Origin of the sequence: Kocuria dechangensis, from assembly GCF_014636775.1 — a bacterium.
GTDB lineage: Bacteria > Actinomycetota > Actinomycetes > Actinomycetales > Micrococcaceae > Kocuria > Kocuria dechangensis.
Genome location: NZ_BMEQ01000009.1, coordinates 73,069 through 95,004, shown reverse-complemented (window position 1 = coordinate 95,004; position 21,936 = coordinate 73,069). Strand labels below are relative to the sequence as shown.

Below are 21,936 nucleotides of genomic sequence, written 5' to 3'. Positions count from 1 at the left end.
CCCCGTCCCCCGAGCAGTCCCCGAGCAGTCCGAAGGAAGAGATCAGCACATGGCACACGTCTGGCAGGGCGTCATCAACGAGTACCGGGACCGGCTGCCCGTCTCGGAGTCGACCGAGGTCATCACCATGGGGGAGGGCGGGACCCCCCTCATCCGGGCGCGCGCCCTGTCCGAGCTCACCGGCAACACGGTCTGGCTCAAGTTCGAGGGGATGAACCCCACGGGCTCGTTCAAGGACCGCGGCATGACCATGGCCATCACCAAGGCCAAGGAGGAGGGCGCCGAGGCCGTCGTCTGCGCCTCCACCGGCAACACCTCGGCCTCGGCCGCAGCCTACGCCAAGCAGGCCGGTCTCAGGTGCGCGGTGCTCGTGCCGGAGGGGCGGATCGCCATGGGCAAGCTGTCCCAGGCGATCGCGCACGGCGCGGACATCATCCAGGTGGACGGCAACTTCGACAACTGCCTCGACGTGGCCCGCAAGCTCTCCGAGTCCTACCCGGTGTTCCTCGTGAACTCCGTGAACCCCTACCGGATCGAGGGGCAGAAGACCGGCGCGTTCGAGGTCGTGGACACCCTCGGCGACGCCCCGGACCTCCACATCCTCCCCGTGGGCAACGCGGGCAACATCACGGCGTACTGGAAGGGCTACCAGGAGTACTCCCGCCCCTTCGCCTCCCCGGCGGGGGAGCTGCCCGCCGCCTCGACGAAGCTCCCGGTGATGTGGGGCTTCCAGGCCGCCGGCGCGGCCCCCCTCGTGCTCGGCCACCCCGTGACCGAGCCGGAGACCATCGCGACCGCCATCCGGATCGGCAACCCGGCCTCGTGGGACTCCGCGATCGCGGCCCGCGACGAGTCCGGCGGGCTCATCGGCGCCGTGTCCGACGACGAGATCCTCACCGCGCACCGCTGGCTCTCCGCCAGGGAGGGAGTGTTCGTGGAGCCCGGCTCCGCCGCGGGCGTCGCGGGCCTGCTGCAGAAGCACGCCGCGGGGGAGGCGCCCACCGGCAGGACGATCGTCATCACCGTCACCGGCCACGGGCTCAAGGACCCCCAGTGGGCGATCAAGGCCGCCGAGCGGGAGGACCCCTCCCTCGTGGAGCCCAAGCGGGTGCCGTTCGACGTGGTGGCCGTGGCCGCCGCGCTGGGCCTGGAGTAGAGCGGCGTGTTCGAGATCGGGCGCAGGGTCTCCGTCAGCGTGCCGGGCTCCACGGGCAACGTGGGACCCGGCTACGACAGCCTGGGCCTCGCCCTGGGCCACTACGACGACCTCGCGGTCACGGTCCTGGCCTCGGGGCTGGAGTTCGAGCTGCACGGGGAGGGCGCGGAGTCCGTCCCGAGGGACGCCGACCACCTGGTGGTGCGGGCCATGCGCGCGACCTTCCGCGCCGCGGGCGTCGACGAGCTGCCCGGCCTGCGCCTCGAGGCGACCAACCGCATCCCGCACGGGCGCGGCATGGGATCGAGCGCGTCCGCGGCCGTCGCCGGCGTCCTGGCCGCGAACGCGCTGCTGCCGGCGGAGCGTGCGCTGGACGACGAGCGGCTGCTGCAGGTGGCCGCCGCGATGGAGGGCCACCCCGACAACGTCGCCCCGTCCCTCTACGGGGGCCTCGTGATCTCCTGGGAGGACGCCGACGGCGGCTGGCGCAGCGCGCCGGTGCCCGTGCACGAGGACGTCGTGCCGATCGTGGCGATCCCCGACTTCGAGGTCCCCACCAGCCTCGCGCGGTCCCTGCTGCCCGCGCAGGTCCCGCACCACGACGCCGCGGTCAACGCAGGGCGCACCGCCCTGCTGGTCGAGGCGATGACCCGCCGTCCCGAGCTGCTGCTGCCCGCCACCGAGGACCGGCTGCACCAGCCGTACCGGGCCGCGGCCATGCCGCCGAGCGCCCGGCTCATGGGCGGACTGCGCCGGCGCGGCTTCGCGGCCATGATCTCCGGGGCCGGCCCCACGGTGCTCGTCCTCGCCGCCGGCGAGGCCGAGGCGGACGGCGCCGAGCGCGCCCTGGCCGAGCTGACGCGGCCGGGCCAGGACGACCGTGCGGTCTCCTGGCGTGTCCTCCGTCTGCGCGTCGACGGGCAGGGTGCTAAGCTGGAACAGCACCCGCAGCAGATCCAGGGGTAGGAGACCGCGCCCCGCGCGGTGAGGACAGCGGGCATCCCGAGGGGCTCAGCCCCGGATCCGATGATCCAACCGCCTCACCTCCGTTCCCCCCGATCTTCCCGGTGATCCCCCGCCGGCACCGGCTCCTTCGATGCCGACGGCGCGTCCGGGCCACCACGGTCCGGTGCGCACCAGTTCCTCCGGGTGCCACCATGTTCGCCCAGGCTGCCGCGCTCCGACGCGCGCCCCTGCCGCCGGCGGCCCGTCTCGCGGCCCGCCGGGAACCATCCACGGTCCTGGACTCTGAGATCCACGGACCCCCCACCGAGGGAGAAGGACACTTCGTGACCGAGACCACCGACCTTTCCACAGGTACGGAAGAGACCACCGCCGACCCCAGGAACGCGGGCCTGTCCGCGCTGAAGCTCGCGCAGCTCCAGGCGCTGGCCTCCCAGCTGGGCATCACCGGCGCCCGCCGCATGCGCAAGAGCCTCCTGGTGGACGCCATCGCGGCCCACCAGCGCGGCGGCGCCGTGGCCGACCGCGACCGCGCGGTCGAGCAGAAGATCGCCCAGACCGTCGAGAAGACGGTCGAGAAGACGATCGAGAAGACGGCCGAGAGGGCTCCCGAGCAGCCCCAGGCCGCCGGCGAGCAGGCCCCCGCCGAGGACGCCCAGCCGCAGCGCCGCACCCGTTCGCGCCGCGCCACCAGCTCCGGCGTCGTCACGGCGGGCCAGGAGCCCGCCGCCGAGCAGGCCCCCGCCGCGGAGCGGACGCCCGAGCAGGCCCCCGCCGCGGAGCAGGCTGCCGAGCAGGCCACCGGCGAGCAGGCCGACCAGGGCGGCCAGGACGGCGGCGAGGGCGGACGCAACCGCGGCCGGACCCGCAACCGCAACCGCGGCCGCGAGGACGGCAGCGGCCAGCGCGGCGAGGACGAGCGTCCCGCCGAGGAGCGCACCGCCGAGCAGTCCGACCAGGAGCGCGGCCGGGGCGGCCGGGGCCAGGAGTCCCGCCAGGACCGCCAGGGCGGCCAGGGCGGCCAGGGCGGCCAGGGCGGCCAGGACAAGGGCGCTCAGGACAAGGGCGGCCAGGACCGCGGCAAGCGGGACAACCGCGCCGACAACCGCGCCGAGGGCGGCAAGCAGGCCGAGGGCGGCAAGCAGCAGGAGTCCCGCCAGGACCGCCAGGACCGTCAGGACAAGAGCGGCCAGGACGGCGATGGCCGGGGCGAGGGCGGCAGCCGCCGCAGCCGCCGCAACCGCAACCGCAACGACCGCGACCGCGACCGCAGCGAGCGCAACACCGAGCGCACCGAGCGCAACGAGCGCCGCAACCGCCGCGGGCGCAGCAACGGCCCCGAGGTCGACGACACGGAGCTGACCGAGGACGACGTCCTCCTGCCCGTCGCCGGCATCCTGGACGTGCTCGACAACTACGCGTTCGTGCGCACCTCCGGCTACCTGCCCGGCCCGAACGACGTCTACGTCAGCCTGGCCCAGGTCAAGAAGCACAACCTGCGCAAGGGCGACGCCGTGGTCGGCGCCATCCGCGCCCCCCGCGACGGCGAGCAGCAGGGCGGCCCCCGGCAGAAGTTCAACGCGCTGGTCCAGCTGACCACGGTCAACGGCAAGAAGTCCGAGGACAACAAGGACCGCGTCGACTTCGGCAAGCTGGTCCCGCTGTACCCGCAGGAGCGGCTGCGCCTGGAGACCGAGGCCAAGAAGATCGGCCCCCGCGTGGTCGACCTCGTCGCGCCGATCGGCAAGGGCCAGCGCGGCCTGATCGTGTCCCCGCCGAAGGCCGGGAAGACGCTCATGCTGCAGTCGATCGCCAACGCGATCACCACGAACAACCCCGAGGTCCACCTCATGATGGTGCTGGTCGACGAGCGCCCCGAGGAGGTCACGGACATGCAGCGCACGGTGAAGGGCGAGGTCATCGCCTCGACCTTCGACCGTCCGGCCGACGACCACACCACGGTCGCGGAGCTGGCGATCGAGCGCGCCAAGCGTCTCGTGGAGATGGGCATGGATGTCGTGGTGCTCCTCGACTCCATGACCCGCCTGGGCCGCGCCTACAACCTCTCCGCCCCCGCCTCCGGGCGCATCCTCTCCGGCGGCGTGGACTCGGCGGCGCTGTACCCGCCGAAGAAGTTCTTCGGCGCCGCCCGCAACATCGAGAACGGCGGCTCGCTCACCATCCTGGCGACCGCCCTCGTGGAGACCGGCTCCAAGATGGACGAGGTGATCTTCGAGGAGTTCAAGGGCACCGGCAACATGGAGCTGCGCCTGTCCCGCAACCTCGCGGACAAGCGGATCTACCCGGCCGTGGACGTCAACTCCTCCGGCACCCGCCGGGAGGAGAACCTCCTCTCGCCCGACGAGATCAAGATCATGTGGAAGCTGCGCCGCGTCCTGTCCGGGCTCGACCAGCAGCAGGCGCTGGAGCTGCTCACGAACAAGCTGCGGGACACCCAGTCCAACACCGAGTTCCTGCTGCAGGTCCAGAAGACCACGCTGTCGGCCCGCGCCGAGAGCGACCGCTAGCACGCCCCCGCCGCCGCGGCCCCGACCGGTCAGACCGGACGGGGCCGCGGCGGCGTCGTCGTGCCCGCCACCGTCCGACCCTCTCCGCCGCCTCCGAAGGAGCGCCCCATGCCGGATCCCATCCAGTCCCTGCTCGACGAGCACGCCGAGCTGCAGCAGCAGCTGGCCGACCCCGCCGTGCACGCCGAGCAGGGCAAGGCCCGCAAGCTCGGCCGCCGCTACGCCGAGCTCAACGGCGTCGTCGAGGCCCACCGGCGCGTGCGGAGCCTCGAGGAGGACCTGGGCGCCGCCCGCGAGCTCGCCGCCGAGGAGCCGGAGTTCGCCGAGGAGATCCCCTCGCTCGAGGCGCAGCTCGACGAGGCCCAGGAGAAGCTGCGCCGGCTGCTGATCCCCCGCGACCCCGACGACGGGCGCAACGTGATCCTCGAGGTCAAGGCGGGGGAGGGCGGGGACGAGTCCGCGCTGTTCGCCGGCGACCTGCTGCGGATGTACCTGAAGTACGCGGAGGCCCGCGGGTGGAAGACGGAGCTCATCTCCGCCACCGAGTCCGACCTGGGCGGCTACAAGGACGTCCAGATCGCGATCAAGTCCGGCGCCACGGACCCCGCCGAGGGCGTCTGGGCGCGGCTGAAGTACGAGGGCGGCGTCCACCGCGTGCAGCGCGTGCCCGTCACCGAGTCGCAGGGCCGGATCCACACCTCGGCCGCCGGCGTGCTGGTCTTCCCCGAGGTGGACGAGCCGGAGGAGGTCGAGATCAGCCAGAACGACCTCAAGATCGACGTCTACCGCTCCTCGGGCCCCGGCGGGCAGTCCGTGAACACCACCGACTCCGCCGTGCGGATCACCCACCTGCCCACCGGGATCGTGGTGGCCATGCAGAACGAGAAGTCCCAGCTGCAGAACCGCGAGGCCGCGATGCGCGTGCTGCGTGCCCGCATCCTCGCCCACCAGCAGGAGCAGATCGACGCGGCGAGCGCCGCGCAGCGCCGCTCCCAGGTGCGCACGATGGACCGGTCCGAGCGGATCCGCACCTACAACTTCCCCGAGAACCGGATCAACGACCACCGCACCGGGTACAAGGCGTACAACCTCGACCACGTCATGGCCGGGGACCTCGAGCCCGTGGTGCAGTCCGCGATCGAGATGGACGAGCAGGCCCGGCTCGAGGCCATCGGCCAGCAGGACAGCTGAGCGGGGGCCGGTCGTGAACAGGTCGCTGGGCCAGGCGGTGCGCTGGGCGGAGCAGGTGCTCGCCGAGGCGGGGATCGACGCCGCGCGCACCGACGCGCTGCTGCTCGCGGGCCACCTCATGGGCCTGTCCCGCGGGGAGGTCGAGGCGCGCGCCATCATCGGCGCCGACGAGCCCGCGGGCTACGCGGAGCTGGTCGCCGAGCGCGCCCGCCGGATCCCGCTGCAGCACCTCACGGGCGTGGCCCACTTCCGCTACCTGGTCCTCGCCGTCGGCCCCGGCGTGTTCGTGCCCCGGCCCGAGACGGAGACGGTGGTCCAGGCCGTCGTCGACGAGCTGCGCGAGCAGCTGGCCGCGGGCGTGCACCGCCCGCACGTGGTGGACCTGGGCACCGGCTCCGGGGCCATCGCGGCGTCGGTGGCCCACGAGGTGCCGCAGGCGCGCGTGCACGCCGTCGAGCTGTCGGAGACCGCCCACGCGTGGGCCGCGGAGAACCTGCGCGGCACCCGGACCGAGCTCGTCCGGGGCGACCTGCGCACCGCGTTCCCGGAGCTCGACGGGCGGTGCGACGTCGTCGTCTCCAACCCGCCGTACATCCCCCCGGACGCCGTGCCGCGCGAGCCCGAGGCCCGCGAGCACGACCCCGACCTCGCCCTCTACGGGGGCGGCGAGGACGGCCTGGACCTCCCGCGCGCGGCCCTGGCCTCCGCCGTGCGGCTGCTGCGGCCGGGCGGATTCTTCGTGATGGAGCACGCCGAGGTCCAGGCCGGGGCCGTGGCCCGCGCCCTGCGCGCGGCGGGCTTCGTCGACGTGGTGGGCCACCAGGACCTCACCGGCCGCGACCGCGCCACGGCCGGGCGGCGGCCGGCCGGACCCCAGGGTGCGCAGGAGGGCGGGCAGGAGACCGCCACGGGAGAAGTGGGAGAATGACCGCGTGAGCCACACCGTCTACGACTGCAGCAGCATCGCCCAGCGCGCCGCGGGCCTCAAGCACGCCGCCCGCGCCCTCGCCGCGGACGCGTGCGTGGTGATGCCGACGGACACCGTCTACGGCATCGCCGCCAACGCGTTCTCCGCCCAGGGCGTGGCGACCCTCCTCGCGGCCAAGGGCCGCGCCCGCACGATGCCCCCGCCCGTGCTCATCGCGCACACCGGGGTCCTCGACGGGCTCGCGGACGAGGTCTCCGACGACGCCCGGGCCCTCGCCGGCGCGTTCTGGCCCGGCGGCCTGACCCTGATCTTCCACGCCCACCCCTCGCTGGGCTGGGACCTGGGGGAGACCCACGGGACGGTGGCCCTGCGCGTGCCCGACGACGAGGTCGCCCAGGCGCTGCTGATCGAGACCGGCCCGCTGGCCGTGTCCTCGGCCAACCGGACGGGCCACCCGGCCGCCCTCACCGCCCGGGCCGCGGTGGACATGCTGGGGGACGCGGTGGAGCTCTACCTCGACGACGGCCCCCGCCCCGCCGGGGATGCGGGCGGCGCGGAGCACGCCCCCGTCTCCTCCACGATCGTCGACTGCACGGGGGAGACCCCCGTGCTCGTGCGGCACGGCGCCGTGAGCCTCGCCCGGCTGCGCGAGGTCGTGCCCTCCGTGATCCCGGCGGACGGCGACGAGGAGCTCGGCGACGGACCGGCCGGGGGGGCCGACGAGGCCGGAGGAGAGACCACAGGGGAGACCGCGAGGACGTCCTCCGGCTCCCACGCGGTGAGCGAGATCGACCCGGAGGCCGGGGCCCCGGCCGGGGAGCACGACCACTACGGCCGGCACGAGCAGGACGGGACGCCGCCGGTCCCGGCTCCCGCCGAGGAGCTGCCGGCCCCCGACCCGGCGCAGGCCGCCGCCGCCCAGGGCTTCGCGGCCTCGCTCGTGGCGCGCTCGGCCGGCGGCGCGGCGGGGCGGCCCACAGTGGACCAGGACCGCACCCGCACCGCGCCGGAGGGCCGGGCGGGGGAGACCCGGCCGCTGTCCGTGGACGAGGCCGCCCGGCTGGTCGCGCGGGGGCTCGACGGGGTCTGAGCCCGCCCGGCGGGTCAGCCCCTGCCGAGGGCGAGGTGCGCCTGGCGCAGCACCTCGCTGATCCGCGGCTCGGGCACCGCGCCGTGCTCCTCGGCCCAGCCGCGCACCTGGCGCTGGCCGAACCACGTGACCTCGATCCGGCGCACGGCCCCGTGCCAGCGGTTGCCCGCCAGCGCCGAGAGGCCGAACCCGGTGTCCACGACCAGCCGGCACAGCAGCGCCGGCAGGTGGAGGGGCTCGCGGCGGCCCGCGTCCCGCAGGATCGAGGCGGTCGTGGCACCCTCCCACGGCTGCAGCACGACCGGGGGCAGCTCCTCCGGGTGGCAGCCCACCCGGGAGACGAACTCCGCGAGGGCGTGCACCGAGGTGACGGGCGTGGGGGCGGTGCCGTCGCCGGCCACGGAGCACAGCGGCGAGGACGCGAAGCGGGCCAGCCGCTCGGTCGTGCGCCGGCCGGAGCCCTGGACCGAGGTGGCGCGCAGCACGGTGGCCACCGGTGCGCCCTCCTCGCCGGCCCAGTCGCGGCGCAGCTTCAGCAGCGCGCTCTCGCCCAGGGCCTTGGAGAAGGAGTAGGGGGAGAAGGGGCGGGTCGTGGGGGTCTCGTCGAGGACGTCGATGTCCCCCTGGACGGCGGCCGAGCTGAGGTGGACCACCCGGCGCACGCTCGTGCGCCGGGCGGCGAGCGCCACGAGCACCGGCAGCAGCGCGTTGGCCCCCACCAGGGACTCCTCGTGCGTCTGGTCCGGGGCGGCGAGGCCCGCGGCGTTGATCACGACGTGGGCGCCCGCGAAGGACTCGGCGAGGTAGTCGATCACCGACTCCAGCCGGCCGGCCTGCTCCAGCAGGTGGTGGACCGTGTGCGCGCCGGAGGCCAGGCGGGGAGCGGAGACCGGCACCACCCTGCGGCCCTCCGCCTGCAGCCGGGCCACGGTCGCGGAGCCCACGAACCCCGTCGCTCCGAGGACTGCCCAGGTCGTCGATGTCACGGTGCTTCCTCTCAGTCGGTCGCTGCCGGTCTCCCGGTCACTGCGGGGCCCCGCCGGTCCGCCGTCGGCCCGACCGGGACCCTGCGCTCATCGTACAGACCGGCCTCCCGCTCGCCGGGGGACGGGGCCGTCCGTCCGGGGCCCGTCCGGCCCCGCTTGCTACACTCGGCACGATCCCGCCCCGCGCCGTGCCCCGCGCCGCCGCCGGGCGGTCCCGTCCGTGCACCCGACCCCGAGCCCCGCGAGCGCCCCCGCGCCGCACAGGAGGAGCAGCATGCCGTCCGAGCCCACCCCCGCGCCGACCCCCGCGGTGGCGGTGGCGTGCGTGACCCAGGACCGCCACGACGACGTGTTCGCCCTCGTCGAGGCGCTGCGCGGGCAGACGGCGCCCGTGGCGTCGCTGTGCCTCGTCGACGCCGGGCGCGAGGCGGTGCCGGAGGAGCGGCTCCGGGAGGCGATCGGCGGGCGGTTCGAGCTGCGGCTCGTCCGGTCCCTGGCGAACCTCGGCGGGGCCGGCGGCTTCGCCCTGGCGATCCTCACGGCCCTGGCCACGGGCGCGGACCGCGTGTGGCTCATGGACGACGACGCGCACCCGGAGGGCCCGGACACCCTGGGCATCCTGCTGGAGGAGGCCGAGCGGCGGGAGCTGGCCGTGGTCTCCCCGCTGATCGTGGCGCCGCAGGACCACGGGAAGCTGGCCTTCCCCCGGCGCGTCGACGGCCGGATCACCCACTCCCGCGCCGCGGTGGAGCCGCAGGGCTTCCTGCCCGGGCACGCCGACTTCTTCAACGGGGCGCTGCTGCGGGAGGACGTCTTCTTCCGGATCGGGCTGCCCGACCTCAAGCTGTTCCTGCGCGGGGACGAGATCGACTTCCTGCTCCGGCTGCGCGGGTCCGGCCTGCCGTTCGGCACCACCACCCGCACCGCCGTGGCGCACCCCCCGGGGTGGGGCGAGGAACAGATGGTGATCCCCGGCCGCCTGCAGGTGCTGGTCCCCGAGACGGAGTTCAAGCGCGCCCACTTCTTCCGCAACCGCGGCTACATCAGCTGGCGGCACCGCCGCGTCGTGCAGCTCGGGGCGGACTTCCTGGGCTACCCCCTGCACTACCTGCGCCGGCGCGACCCCCGTGGCCTGGCGCTCTGGGCGAGCCGCTACGTCGGCGGCATGCGCGGGCGCGGCTTCGGCGGGCCCCGGTGACCCCGTGACCGACCCCTCGGCGCCGTCCGCCCCCGGCGGCCCGGCCGGGTTCCCGGTCGAGTTCTCCGTGCTGATGCCGGTGTACCACGGCGACACCCCGGAGCGGGTGCGGCGGGCCGCCGAGTCCAGCACGGTCGAGCAGCTGCGCCGTCCGGCCGAGCTCGTGCTGGTGCGCGACGGCCCCGTGCCGGCCCCCCTGGAGGCGGAGCTGGACCGGCTGGCCCGGGAGCTGCCCGTGCCCGTCGTCCGGGTGGACCTCGAGCGCAACGCCGGGCTCACCGCCGCCCTGAACGCCGGGCTGGCCCGGTGCGCCCACGACGTCGTGGCCCGCGCGGACGCCGACGACGTCTCCTACCCCCGGCGCTTCGCCGTGCAGCTGCCCCTCGTCGAGGACGGGGCCGACCTGGTCGGCTCCTCCATGCACGAGATCGGCGACGACGAGACCCGCCCGCTGGCCCTGCGGCGCGCCCCCGTAGGGGCCCGCGACATCCTGGCCGTCTCTCGCCACCGCAACCCCGTGAGCCACCCGACCGTGGTGTTCCGGCGCTCCGCCGTGGCGGCCGTGGGCGGCTACCAGGACGTGCCCCTCGCCGAGGACTACTGGCTGTGGGTGCGGATGCTCCGCGCGGGCTCCGACGTGCGCAACGTGGCGGAGCCGCTCGTGGGCTACCGCGTCTCGGCGGGCTCCTACGAGCGCCGTGGCGGGTTCCGCGTGTTCCGGGCCGAGCTGGCCCTGCAGGCCCGGCTCCGGGCGGCCGGGCACGTGGGGTTCCTACAATGGGTGCGCAACGTCGTGGTGCGCGGCGGCTACCGCTTCGTGCCCACCCGGTTCCGCGAGATCGCCTACCGGGCCATGGTCGGCGCGCCCCGCCGCTGACCGCCCCCGGCACCCGACCCGGCCGACCGGCTCCGGCACCGACCACGAAAGGAACGACTCGATGAGTGGTGAGCCCGAGCGCGCCCCCGGCGCGGCCGAGAGCACGGCACCCCCGCCCCGTCCGCCCCAGCAGGACAAGCCCGTCGCGTGGCTGTGGATCCAGATGCTCCTCGACTCCGCGGCGTGGGTCGTGGCGTTCGTGCTCGCGCTCGTGCTGCGCTACGAGATGAACTGGCAGTTCCTCAGCGTCCCGGGCCTGCTGCTCGTGTCCGCGGTGGCCGTGGCCGCGCAGCTCGTCGTCGGCTTCTCCTTCGCCCTCTACAAGGGGCGCTACTCGTTCGGCAGCTTCGACGAGGCGAAGCTGCTCGTGGTCGTGACCGTCATCGTCACCGCCGTGGTGCAGGTGCTGCTGCTGGTCCTCGGCACCAGCATCGGCATCCCGCGCTCCACGGCGCTGATCGCCTTCCCCTTCGCCTGCCTGTTCATGGCGGCCTTCCGCTACCTCAAGCGGATGTACCAGGAGGCCTCCACCCGCCCCGGCGCGTCGGCGCAGAACGTCGTGATCTTCGGGGCGGGCTACCTCGGCACCTTCCTGGTCCACCGCATGATGCAGGACCCGAACTCCGAGTTCCTGCCCGTGGCCCTGATCGACGACGACCCCGCCAAGAAGCACCTGCGGATCTCCTCCGTGCCGGTGCTGGGCACCCTGCACGACCTGCGCGACGTCATGGCCCACACCCGCGCCTCGGTGCTCATCGTGGCGATGTCCGACCCCGAGCCGCGGATCATGCACCGGGTCGCGGACGCCGTGGCCGGCACCGGGATCCGCGTGATGACGATGCCGCCGCTCGGGGAGGTGCTCACGGCCAAGCACACGGCCCCGGACTTCCGCGACATCAGCATGGAGGACCTCATCGGCCGCCGTCCCGTGGACATCGACGTCGAGGAGATCGCGGGCTACGTGAAGGGCCGGCGGGTGCTCGTCACCGGCGCCGGCGGGTCCATCGGCTCCGAGCTGTGCCGCCAGCTCGTGGGCTTCGAGCCGGGCGAGCTGATCATGCTCGACCGCGACGAGTCCGCGCTGCAGGGCACCCAGATCTCCATCACCGGCCGCGGCCTGCTCGACGGCCGCGACACCGTGCTGGCCGACATCCGGGACCCCGAGACGGTGCGCGCGATCTTCCGCGACCGCCGGCCCGAGGTGGTCTTCCACGCGGCCGCCCTCAAGCACGTCTCCCTCCTCGAGCAGTACCCGGACGAGGCGTGGAAGACCAACGTGCTCGGCACCCTCAACGTGCTGCAGGCCGCGGCCGAGACCGACGTCGAGGTGTTCGTGAACATCTCCACGGACAAGGCCGCCAACCCCACCACCGCGCTGGGGCACTCCAAGCGGGTCGCGGAGAAGCTCACGGCCTGGACGGCGGACCGGACCGGGCGGCGGTACGCGTCCGTGCGCTTCGGCAACGTCTTCGGCTCCCGCGGGTCGATGCTGCCCCTCTTCACCGAGCAGATCCGGCAGGGCGGCCCGATCACGGTGACCCACCCCGAGGCCACCCGGTACTTCATGACCATCCCCGAGGCCTGCCAGCTCGTGATCCAGGCCGGGGCGATCGCCCGCGGCGGGGAGGTCCTCATCCTCGACATGGGGGAGCCCGTGCGGATCATGGACATCGCCGAGCGGCTGCGCGTGATGAGCGGCCGCGAGGACGTCGAGATCGAGATCACCGGCCTGCGCCCGGGGGAGAAGCTGCACGAGGACCTCATCGGCCTCGGCGAGCAGGACGAGCGGCCGTTCCACCCCAAGATCTCCCACACCCGGGCCGACCGCCTCGACCCCGCGCAGCTGGACCGGCACACCTGGAAGGTGCGCGGCGGCATGGTCTACACCGGCACCATCCCGGTCGTGGCGCCGTCCACGCAGCCGCCGCCCACCTCCGTGCAGCGTCCCCGCAGCGCCACCGGGACGGCGTCGTGAGGGCCGACGTGGGAACCGCCCCGCCGGCCGCCGTGCCCGTCCCCGATCCCGGCGCCGCCCCCGGCCCGGAGGAGCTGCGCCAGCTGGCGGAGACCGTGCTCACCGTCGGCGTGCCGGCCCTCGTGCTCAGCCTGCTGCTGCCCTTCGCGGTCAAGCCCCTGCTGGCCCGCTGGGGAGTCCTGGACATCCCCAACGAGCGCTCCTCCCACCGGAGGACCGTGATCCGGGGCATGGGCCTCGCCGTCGCGGCCGCGGTGCTGGCCTCCTACGGCCTGGCGCTGCTCACCGGCGCGGTCCGGGTGGACCGGTCGGTGGCGCTGGTGGTGCTCGCGGTCGCGGCCCTGTCCGCCGCCCTGGGCTGGGCCGAGGACTACCGGGGGGTGTCCGTGCGCGCCCGCCTGGCCGCCCAGCTGTGCCTCGGCCTCGGCGCGACGGCCGTGCTCACGGCCGTCCTCGGCACCTCCGGCTGGTGGCTGCCGGTGGGCACGCTCGCGATCGCCGCGTACGTCAACATGGCCAACTTCATGGACGGCATCAACGGCATCTCCGGCCTGCACGGGCTGACGGCGGGGCTCCTCTACGCCTGGGCGGGGGCCTCCAACGACCTCCCGTGGATGGTCGCGGCGGGCCTCGCCGTGGCGGGCGGCTTCGCGGGCTTCCTGCCCTGGAACCTCGCCCGCGGCAGCGTGTTCCTGGGCGACGTCGGCTCCTACCTGCTCGGCGGCTCCCTGGCCGGGATCGCGGTCGCCGCGTTCCTGTCCGGGGTCTACGTCGAGTACCTGCTGCCCCCGCTGGCCGTCTACGTCGCGGACACGACCGTGACGCTGCTCCGGCGCATCCGGGCGGGGGAGCCGTGGTACCGGCCCCACCGCAAGCACGTCTACCAGAGGCTCACCGACGTCGGTCTCTCGCACCTGGGCTCCGCGCTCGTGGTCACCGGCGCGACGGTCCTGGTCAGCGTCGCCTCCGTCGTGGGCCTGCGCACGGGCCCGGTCGCGACCGCGCTGGCCGGCGCATTCGTCGTGGGCGTCCTGCTGGTCTACCTCTTCCTGCCCGACCTGCTGGGGCGCCGTGCCGCCGTGCGGGCCCGCGACGGGGCCCTCGGATGAGCGGGGCCGTGGCCAGCGCGCTGGCCGGCGCCGGCCTGATCAGCGTGAGCTACGTGATCACGCTGCTGGTCGCCCTGCTCGGCTCCCGGCTGCCCGGGACGGCCGCCGCCCCACTGCTGGCCATGACGTACCTGGTGAAGGTGCTCGTGCTCGGCTGGGTGCTGTTCTACGTCCCCGCACCGGCCTGGCTGCGCCCAGGGTGGCTCGCCGCCGGGGTGCTGGCCGCGCTCGCCGGCTGGCTGGCGCTCGCGGCCGCGACGGCCGCCCGGGCGAGCCGGAGGGCGCGCGAGGAGCTCGAGCGGGACCGGGCGGCGCAGGACGCCCCCGCCCAGACACCCACCGAAGCCCCCGCCGAGACCCCCGCGGACACGCCCGTGGACGAGAAGGAAGGACCGACCGCATGAGCGCGCACGACGACGGAGGACGGCCCGAGCGGCCGGAGCCCCCCGAGCAGCCGGAGACCTCCGAGCCCGCCGGGCCGGGGCCCCGGAAGGAGCCCTCGCTGCGCACCGCGGGCCAGCTCGTGGAGGCCGGTGGCCTGGCCGGAGGCCTCACGACACTCCTGTACGTGGTGATCGGGATGGGGTTCTGGAGTTTGGTAGGGTGGGGTGCGGATCGCGTGCTGGGAACCCGGTGGATCGTGATCCTGGGTGCGTGCATAGGCGCCGCCTCCGGGATCTTCGTCGTGTACCTCCACATGCAGGAGGGGCTCCGTCGCAGCCAGTCCTCCGACGGTGCAGATCCTGACAACCCGCACCAGTCCGGCCCGGACTCGGCGCCCCGACCGTGACCACCGGCCAGAGCACTGCAGAAAGGACCCGCATTGAACGCCGCCCTCAGGCTTCCCGCCACCGGAGGATTCACCGCTCCGACAGTCGACGAGATGCACCTTCCTCCGTTCTTCGAGCTGGGAACCTTCGAGTTCGGCAAGCAGATGCTGCTGATCCTCCTGTCGGTCGTCCTGATCGCCGGCTTCTTCATGTGGGCCATCCGCCGCCACGCCCTCGTCCCGTCGAAGGCGCAGTACCTCGGTGAGGCCGGCTACGGCTTCGTGCGCAACCACCTCGGCCGCGACATCATCGGCGAGAAGGAGTTCCGCCCCTACATCCCGCTGCTGTTCACCTTCTTCTTCTTCATCCTGGTGAACAACCTCTTCGGCTCCATCCCCGTGCTGCAGCTGCCCACCCTGTCCCACGCGGGCTCCGCCTACGTCCTGGCCGGCATCGCGTACGTCACCTGGGTCTTCATGGGGATCAAGCGCCACGGCCTCGGCGGGTTCATGGGCAAGATGACGATGCCGCCGGACGTCCCGAAGCTGCTCTACATCTTCCTCATCCCGATCGAGTTCCTCTCCAACCTGATCATCCGCCCCGTCACGCACGCCCTGCGTGTGTTCGCGACGATGTTCGCCGGTCACCTCGCCCTGATGGTGGCGGCGTCCATGACCGGGTACCTCATCTCGCAGGCGAGCCTCATCAGCGTCGTCTCGGTGGGCTCCGCGGTGCTCGGCATCTTCATCTACTTCCTGGAGATCCTCATTCAGGTCCTCCAGGCCTACATCTTCACCCTGCTCTTCGCCGTCTACGTCCAGGGCGCCCTGCAAGAGGGCCACTGACCCAGACGGGGAACCGGTCCGGGACTCCCGGACACCGACAGTCCATCCTCACAACTGTTCAGAGCCGACACGGCTACGACGCCCGGCCCCCGGGCACCTAGAAAGGAAACACCCCTCATGACTGGTTCGCTCAGTGCTATCGGTTACGGTCTGGCTGCCATCGGCGGTGGCATCGGCGTGGGTCTGATCTTCGCCGCGTACATGCAGTCCGTCGCCCGTCAGCCGGAGTCGCAGCGTGTGCTGCAGCCGATGCTGTTCTTCGGCTTCGCCGTCGTCGAGGCGCTCGCGATCCTGGGCTTCGTGCTCGCGTTCATCGCCTGAGTGGCGCACCCCGTACCCGTCCTTCCTAGAGAACAGGAATCGCGCACATGACACTGTTGCTGGCAGCCGAGGCAGGGGCGAATCCTCTCTTCCCCAACGTGTGGGAGATGGTGATCACCCTCATCGGGTTCCTGATCCTGCTCTTCCTCGTGGTCAAGTTCGTCGTGCCGGCCTTCGAGCGGGTCTACAGCGAGCGCACCGAGGCCATCGAGGGCGGGCTGGCCAAGGCCAAGGCCGCCCAGGCCGAGGCCGCGGCCGCCCGTGACGAGTACAACCAGCAGCTCGAGAGCGCGCGCCTGGAGGCTCAGAAGATCCGCGAGGAGGCCCGGCTCGAGGGCGACAAGATCCTGGCGGACTTCAAGGACCGTGCGAACGCCGAGTCGGCGCGCATCACCGAGAACGCCCACCGGACCATCGAGGCGGAGCGTTCGGCCGCCGTGGCCTCCCTGCGCACCGAGGTCGGCGCGCTGGCCACCCAGCTCGCGTCCAAGATCGTGGGCGAGTCCCTCGACGACGACGCGCGCGCCAACCGTGTGGTCGACCGGTTCCTCGCGGACCTGGAGACCGAGCAGCAGCGGAACGCAGGTGCGGCTCGGTAATGACAGGTGCATCGAACGAATCCCGACACCAGACCGCGCTGGCGGTCGAGCGCTGGGCAGGGGCTGCCACTCCTGCCCTGGCCCGTGAGGTCTTCGGCGTGCTGGCCGTGCTCGACGAGAACGGCGCGCTGCGCCGTTCCATCACGGACCCCTCCTACCCGGGGGAGGCGCGGGCGCAGGTCATCCGCCGCCTGTTCACGGGGAAGGTCTCCCCGGAGGCCGTGGAGCTGATCGCCGTCCTGGCCGAGCGCCGGTGGAGCGACGACCGCGAGTTCGTCGACGCCCTCGAGCACGCCGGCGTGACGCTCACGGCCGCCTCCGCGGAGAACCGCGGCGGCGTCCAGGGCCTGGAGCAGCTCGTCGACCAGCTCATCGCGTTCAAGAGCGTGGTGGACGACTCGCACGAGGTCCAGCGCGTCCTCAGCGACCAGCGGGCCGACGTGGCCGCCAAGACCCGCCTGGTGCAGCGGCTCGCGCCGGGCGCCTCGGAGGAGACCCGCCTGCTCATCGAGCAGGCGGTCCTCTCGCCGCGCGGCGCACTGGTCGGCCGTCTCGTCGAGCGCTTCGCGGACGAGGTCGTGGCGCGCCACCAGCGGTGGATCGCGCACGTGACCACGTCCCGGCCGCTGACCGAGGAGCAGCTCCGGCGCCTGCAGCACCAGCTCAACGAGCTGTACGGCAAGGACCTGAAGCTCACGCTCGACGTCGACCCGGCGTTGCTCGGCGGGCTGAGGGTGCAGGTCGGCGAGGAGGTCATCGACGGTTCCGTCGCGGCCCGCCTCGACGAGCTGCAGCAGCGGATCAGGGCCTGATCCGCCCCGGAGCGCCGGGTCCGGGATCCCGAACGATGCCGTCGCGGGCCTGACGTTCCGCCGGTCGCGCAGAACGGGCCGGCGGAACCGCAGAACGGTCCGCCGAAGGAAAGTACTCACGGTCACTGCTCCGCAGTGATCACGAACCAGGAGAGCAGGGACAGCAGATGGCCGATGTGACCATCAATGCCGACGAAGTCCGTAGCGCGCTGAGCGAGTTCGCCGCGTCCTACGAGCCCGGCACCGCAGAACGAACAGAGGTCGGCCGCGTCAGCAGCGCCGCCGACGGCATCGCCCGCGTCGAGGGCCTCCCCTCGGTGATGGCGAACGAGCTGCTGCGCTTCGAGAACGGCGTTCTCGGCCTCGCGCAGAACCTCGACACCCGCGACATCGGCGTCGTGATCCTCGGAGAATTCCGCGAGATCCAGGAAGGCCAGGAGGTGCACCGCACCGGCGAGGTCCTCTCCGTGCCCGTGGGCGACGCCTACCTCGGCCGCGTGGTCGACCCGCTGGGCCAGCCCATCGACGACCTCGGCCCGATCGAGGCCGAGGGCCGCCGCGCCCTGGAGCTCCAGGCCCCCGGCGTGACCATGCGCAAGTCGGTCCACGAGCCGCTGCAGACCGGCATCAAGGCCATCGACGCCATGATCCCGATCGGCCGCGGCCAGCGTCAGCTGATCATCGGCGACCGCCAGACCGGCAAGACGGCGATCGCCGTCGACGCCATCCTGAACCAGCGCGCGAACTGGGAGTCCGGCGACGTCAACAAGCAGGTGCGCTGCATCTACGTGGCGGTCGGCCAGAAGGCCTCGACCATCGCGGGCGTGCGCCAGACCCTCGAGGACAACGGCGCGCTGGAGTACACCACGATCGTGGCGGCCCCGGCCTCCGACCCCGCGGGCATCAAGTACCTCGCCCCCTACGCCGGCTCGGCCATCGGCCAGCACTGGATGTACGGCGGCAAGCACGTCCTCATCGTCTTCGACGACCTGTCCAAGCAGGCCGAGGCGTACCGTGCGGTCTCGCTGCTGCTGCGCCGCCCGCCGGGACGCGAGGCCTACCCGGGTGACGTCTTCTACCTGCACTCCCGCCTCCTGGAGCGCTGCGCCAAGCTCTCGGACGAGCTGGGCGCCGGCTCGATGACCGGTCTGCCGCTGATCGAGACGAAGGCGAACGACGTGTCGGCCTTCATCCCGACCAACGTCATCTCCATCACCGACGGCCAGATCTTCCTGCAGTCGGACCTCTTCAACGCCAACCAGCGTCCCGCGGTGGACGTCGGCGTGTCCGTGTCCCGCGTCGGCGGCGCCGCGCAGATCAAGGCCATGAAGAAGGTCTCCGGCACGCTGAAGCTGGAGCTGGCGTCCTACCGCTCGATGCAGGCTTTCGCGATGTTCGCGTCCGACCTCGACGCGGCCTCCCGCCAGCAGCTGACCCGCGGTGCGCGCCTGATGGAGCTGCTCAAGCAGAAGCAGTACACCCCGTACCCGGTCGAGGACCAGGTCGTGTCGATCTGGGCCGGCACCAACGGCCACCTCGACGAGGTCGAGGTGGCGTCCGTGCTGGACTTCGAGCAGGCCCTGCTCGACCAGGTGCGCCGCACGACCAACGTGCTCGACTCCATCGCGCAGACGGGCAAGCTCGAGGACGACGCGATCGCGGCCCTGGAGACCGCCGTCGCCGAGGTCAAGCGGGACTTCCACGGCACGAAGCACGACATCCAGGTGGGCCACGAGGAGCACAAGCCCCTCGACGAGTCCGAGGTCGTCCAGGAACGGATCGTCAAGAAGTAGCCGGCCGGTCCGGTGCGCCGCCTCGGCGGCGCACCGGCCACCGTGACGAAAGGAAGTCACATGGGAGCGCAGATCCGGGTCTACCGGAACAAGATCTCGTCGACCAAGTCCATGAAGAAGATCTTCAAGGCCATGGAGATGATCGCGACCTCGCGCATCAACAAGTCCCGCCAGAAGGTCGCGGCGGCGCGTCCGTACGCCAACGCGCTGACCCGCGCCGTCTCGCAGGTCGCCACCCAGCACAACGTCTCCCATGTCCTCACCACCCGGACCGACGACGTCCGGCGGTCGGCCGTGGTGATCATGACCTCCGACCGCGGTCTGGCGGGGTCCTACTCCTCCAACGTGCTCAAGGAGGCGGAGTCCCTCATGGAGCTGCTCCGCGAGCAGGGCAAGGACGTCAAGGTGTACCTGGTCGGCCGCAAGGCGCAGGCGTACTTCGACTTCCGCCGGCGCCCCTTCGAGCGGAACTGGACCGGGGACACCGACAACGCCAAGGCGGAGCTCGCCCGCGAGCTGCGCGAGGTGCTGGTCGGGGACCTGGAGACCCCGTACGAGGACGGCGGGGTCGACGAGATCCACGTGGTCTACACGGTGTTCCGCTCGATGGTCGTGCAGGAGCCGCGCGTGCTGCGCCTGCTGCCGCTCGAGGTCGTCGACGCCAACGCGCTGACGGACGAGGTGGCCCGCGAGTACGAGGACATCGAGGAGAGCGGCCACAACTTCGAGTTCGAGCCGAACCCGGAGGAGTTCCTCGACGCGGTCCTCCCGCGCTACATCGACGCCCGCCTGTACTCGTGCCTGGCCAACGCGGCCACGAGCGAGCTTGCGGCCCGTCAGCGCGCGATGAAGTCGGCCGGCGACAACGCGGACGAGCTGATCAAGAAGTACACGCGGTTGATGAACAACGCCCGCCAGGCGGAGATCACCACCGAGCTCACCGAGATCGTGAGCGGCGCCGAAGCCCTCTGACGGGCCCGACCGGCGATCCAGCAACCACCCACCGCAATCAGTGAAGCGAGAGAAATGACTGCCACCATCAGCGAACAGGCCGGCCAGCCGGTCTCGGGCGGCGCCACGGGCCGCATCGCCCGAGTCATCGGTCCGGTCGTCGACATCGAGTTCCCGGAGCACGCGGTTCCGGCGATCTACAACGCCCTGTCGGCCGAGTACGTGCTCAGCGGCGAGACGAAGAAGATCACCTTCGAGACCGCGCAGCACCTCGGCGACAACATGGTCCGCGCGATCTCCCTGCAGCAGACCGACGGCCTGGTCCGCGGCACGGCCGTGCACGACTCCGGCGCCCCGATCTCCGTGCCCGTGGGCGACGTGGTCAAGGGCCACATCTTCAACGTGCTCGGCGAGGCCCTCGACGTCGAGACCTCCTCCCTGGAGATCACCGAGCGCTGGCCGATCCACCGCAAGGCCCCGTCCTTCGCGGAGCTCGAGGGCTCCACGGAGATGATGGAGACCGGCATCAAGTCGATCGACCTCCTCACCCCCTACATCAAGGGCGGCAAGATCGGCCTGTTCGGCGGCGCGGGCGTGGGCAAGACGGTGCTCATCCAGGAGATGATCACCCGTGTGGCCCGCAACTTCGGCGGCACCTCGGTCTTCGCGGGCGTCGGCGAGCGCACCCGTGAGGGCAACGACCTGTGGGTCGAGATGGAGGAGGCGGGCGTCCTCAAGGACACCGCGCTCGTGTTCGGCCAGATGGACGAGCCGCCCGGAACGCGTCTGCGCGTGGCCCTGACCGGCCTCACGATGGCGGAGTACTTCCGCGACGTGCAGAACCAGGACGTGCTGCTGTTCATCGACAACATCTTCCGGTTCACCCAGGCCGGCTCCGAGGTCTCGACCCTGCTGGGCCGCATCCCCTCCGCCGTGGGCTACCAGCCCAACCTGGCGGACGAGATGGGCGTCCTGCAGGAGCGCATCACCTCGACGCGCGGCCACTCGATCACCTCGATGCAGGCGATCTACGTGCCCGCCGACGACTACACCGACCCGGCCCCGGCGACCACGTTCGCCCACCTGGACGCGACCACGGAGCTCTCCCGCGACATCGCCTCCCGCGGTCTGTACCCGGCGATCGACCCGCTGTCCTCGACGTCCCGCATCCTCGACCCGCAGTACGTGGGCCAGGCGCACTACGACGTCGCGATCCGCGTCCGCGCGATCCTCCAGGAGAACAAGGAGCTGCAGGACATCATCGCGATCCTCGGCGTCGAGGAGCTCTCCGAGGAGCAGAAGGTCGTCGTGGCCCGCGCGCGCCGCATCGAGCAGTTCCTCTCCCAGAACACCTACACCGCGAAGCAGTTCACCGGTGTCGAGGGCTCGACGGTCCCGCTCGCCGAGACCATCGAGGCGTTCGGGAAGATCTGCGAGGGCGAGTTCGACCACGTGCCGGAGCAGGCGTTCTACAACGTCGGCGGCCTGGACGACGTCATGCAGCAGTGGGAGCAGATCAAGCAGCGGACCGGTGGCAAGTAATCGTGGCTGAGATGATCGTCGAAGTCGTGGCTCTCGACCGTTCGGTCTGGACCGGCACCGCGCGCCAGGTCCGGGTCCGCACCACGGAGGGCGACATCGGTATCCTTCCCGGGCACGAGGCCGTGGCCGGCATCCTCAAGCCGGGTGGGTTCGCGGTCGACCCCGTCGACGGCGCCCGGATCGAGGGCACCATCGACGCCGGTTTCGTGTTCATGGACAACAACCGGGTGACGATCGTGGCGGACAACGTGGAGCTGACCGGCTCCGCCGCCGCCTGACCCCACCCGGGCCCCCCGGGGACG

At 72.6% G+C, this 21,936-nt stretch carries 21 protein-coding genes; 20 read left to right on the top strand and 1 reads right to left on the bottom strand.

Translation table 11 applies throughout. The annotated features are described in order from the left end of the window. The first annotated feature begins 49 nt into the window (after nt 1-49). From thrC to IEW07_RS21625, 6 genes are all read left to right on the top strand, one after another. The gene (gene thrC / locus IEW07_RS10280) at nt 50-1,156 is read left to right on the top strand and encodes a threonine synthase (protein WP_188536871.1); all 1,107 of its coding nucleotides are present in this window, start codon (nt 50-52) and stop codon (nt 1,154-1,156) included. Between the two features lie 6 nt (nt 1,157-1,162). Then, on the top strand, nt 1,163-2,122 hold the full coding sequence (thrB, locus tag IEW07_RS10275) for a homoserine kinase (RefSeq protein ID WP_188536869.1): 960 nt from the start codon (nt 1,163-1,165) through the stop codon (nt 2,120-2,122). 323 nt (nt 2,123-2,445) lie between these two features. Then, a complete protein-coding gene (rho, locus tag IEW07_RS10270) occupies nt 2,446-4,647 on the top strand; it encodes a transcription termination factor Rho (protein ID WP_188536867.1) in 2,202 nt (733 codons plus the stop codon). A gap of 108 nt (nt 4,648-4,755) precedes the next feature. Continuing rightward, nucleotides 4,756-5,838, top strand: a complete 1,083-nt coding sequence (prfA, locus tag IEW07_RS10265) for a peptide chain release factor 1 (protein ID WP_188536865.1) — start codon at nt 4,756-4,758, stop codon at nt 5,836-5,838. 13 nt (nt 5,839-5,851) lie between these two features. Beyond that, the gene (gene prmC / locus IEW07_RS10260; RefSeq protein ID WP_229741742.1) at nt 5,852-6,766 is read left to right on the top strand and encodes a peptide chain release factor N(5)-glutamine methyltransferase; all 915 of its coding nucleotides are present in this window, start codon (nt 5,852-5,854) and stop codon (nt 6,764-6,766) included. Nucleotides 6,767-6,770: 4 nt separating this feature from the next. Continuing rightward, complete coding sequence (locus IEW07_RS21625; RefSeq protein WP_308738225.1) at nt 6,771-7,856, top strand: L-threonylcarbamoyladenylate synthase; 1,086 nt, start codon at nt 6,771-6,773, stop codon at nt 7,854-7,856. Between the two features lie 14 nt (nt 7,857-7,870). Here IEW07_RS21625 and IEW07_RS10250 read toward each other — a convergent pair whose 3' ends face one another. After that, a complete protein-coding gene (locus IEW07_RS10250; protein WP_188536864.1) occupies nt 7,871-8,842 on the bottom strand; it encodes an NAD-dependent epimerase/dehydratase family protein in 972 nt (323 codons plus the stop codon). Between the two features lie 274 nt (nt 8,843-9,116). Between IEW07_RS10250 and IEW07_RS10245 the strand changes: the two genes are divergently transcribed. The 14 genes from IEW07_RS10245 (at nt 9,117) to IEW07_RS10180 (ending at nt 21,912) form a co-directional block, all read left to right on the top strand. Then, nucleotides 9,117-10,040 carry a glycosyltransferase family protein gene (locus IEW07_RS10245; RefSeq protein WP_188536862.1) on the top strand — a complete coding sequence of 308 codons (924 nt, stop codon included), beginning with the start codon at nt 9,117-9,119 and terminating at the stop codon, nt 10,038-10,040. Between the two features lie 73 nt (nt 10,041-10,113). Beyond that, on the top strand, nt 10,114-10,917 hold the full coding sequence (locus IEW07_RS10240; RefSeq protein ID WP_188536960.1) for a glycosyltransferase: 804 nt from the start codon (nt 10,114-10,116) through the stop codon (nt 10,915-10,917). A 61-nt stretch (nt 10,918-10,978) separates the two neighbouring features. Beyond that, a complete protein-coding gene (locus IEW07_RS10235) occupies nt 10,979-12,892 on the top strand; it encodes a polysaccharide biosynthesis protein (RefSeq protein ID WP_371870228.1) in 1,914 nt (637 codons plus the stop codon). Then, nucleotides 12,889-14,001, top strand: coding sequence for an MraY family glycosyltransferase (locus IEW07_RS10230; RefSeq protein WP_229741738.1), 1,113 nt, complete (start codon nt 12,889-12,891; stop codon nt 13,999-14,001). Before IEW07_RS10235 ends, IEW07_RS10230 begins: the two co-directional genes overlap by 4 nt. A gap of 8 nt (nt 14,002-14,009) precedes the next feature. Continuing rightward, nucleotides 14,010-14,405 carry a hypothetical protein gene (locus IEW07_RS10225; RefSeq protein WP_188536860.1) on the top strand — a complete coding sequence of 132 codons (396 nt, stop codon included), beginning with the start codon at nt 14,010-14,012 and terminating at the stop codon, nt 14,403-14,405. Beyond that, a complete protein-coding gene (locus IEW07_RS10220; RefSeq protein ID WP_188536858.1) occupies nt 14,402-14,791 on the top strand; it encodes an AtpZ/AtpI family protein in 390 nt (129 codons plus the stop codon). Before IEW07_RS10225 ends, IEW07_RS10220 begins: the two co-directional genes overlap by 4 nt. A gap of 93 nt (nt 14,792-14,884) precedes the next feature. After that, a complete protein-coding gene (gene atpB, locus IEW07_RS10215) occupies nt 14,885-15,616 on the top strand; it encodes a F0F1 ATP synthase subunit A (protein WP_229741736.1) in 732 nt (243 codons plus the stop codon). A gap of 117 nt (nt 15,617-15,733) precedes the next feature. Further along, the gene (gene atpE, locus IEW07_RS10210) at nt 15,734-15,937 is read left to right on the top strand and encodes an ATP synthase F0 subunit C (RefSeq protein ID WP_017833261.1); all 204 of its coding nucleotides are present in this window, start codon (nt 15,734-15,736) and stop codon (nt 15,935-15,937) included. Between the two features lie 47 nt (nt 15,938-15,984). Beyond that, nucleotides 15,985-16,536 carry a F0F1 ATP synthase subunit B gene (locus tag IEW07_RS10205; RefSeq protein ID WP_188536854.1) on the top strand — a complete coding sequence of 184 codons (552 nt, stop codon included), beginning with the start codon at nt 15,985-15,987 and terminating at the stop codon, nt 16,534-16,536. Further along, a complete protein-coding gene (locus tag IEW07_RS10200; protein WP_188536851.1) occupies nt 16,536-17,348 on the top strand; it encodes a F0F1 ATP synthase subunit delta in 813 nt (270 codons plus the stop codon). The genes IEW07_RS10205 and IEW07_RS10200 overlap by 1 nt, the downstream gene beginning before the upstream one ends. Nucleotides 17,349-17,515: 167 nt before the next feature. Further along, nucleotides 17,516-19,141 (top strand): F0F1 ATP synthase subunit alpha, encoded by a 1,626-nt coding sequence (gene atpA / locus IEW07_RS10195; RefSeq protein ID WP_188536849.1) that lies wholly within the window; start codon nt 17,516-17,518, stop codon nt 19,139-19,141. A 60-nt stretch (nt 19,142-19,201) separates the two neighbouring features. Continuing rightward, nucleotides 19,202-20,113, top strand: coding sequence for a F0F1 ATP synthase subunit gamma (locus tag IEW07_RS10190; RefSeq protein ID WP_188536847.1), 912 nt, complete (start codon nt 19,202-19,204; stop codon nt 20,111-20,113). Nucleotides 20,114-20,167: 54 nt separating this feature from the next. Beyond that, nucleotides 20,168-21,634: a F0F1 ATP synthase subunit beta gene (gene atpD, locus IEW07_RS10185; protein WP_188536845.1), complete on the top strand. Its 1,467-nt coding sequence runs from the start codon at nt 20,168-20,170 to the stop codon at nt 21,632-21,634. 2 nt (nt 21,635-21,636) lie between these two features. Beyond that, entirely contained in the window at nt 21,637-21,912 is a 276-nt protein-coding gene (locus IEW07_RS10180; RefSeq protein WP_188536843.1) for a F0F1 ATP synthase subunit epsilon, read from the top strand. Nucleotides 21,913-21,936: the final 24 nt, after the last annotated feature.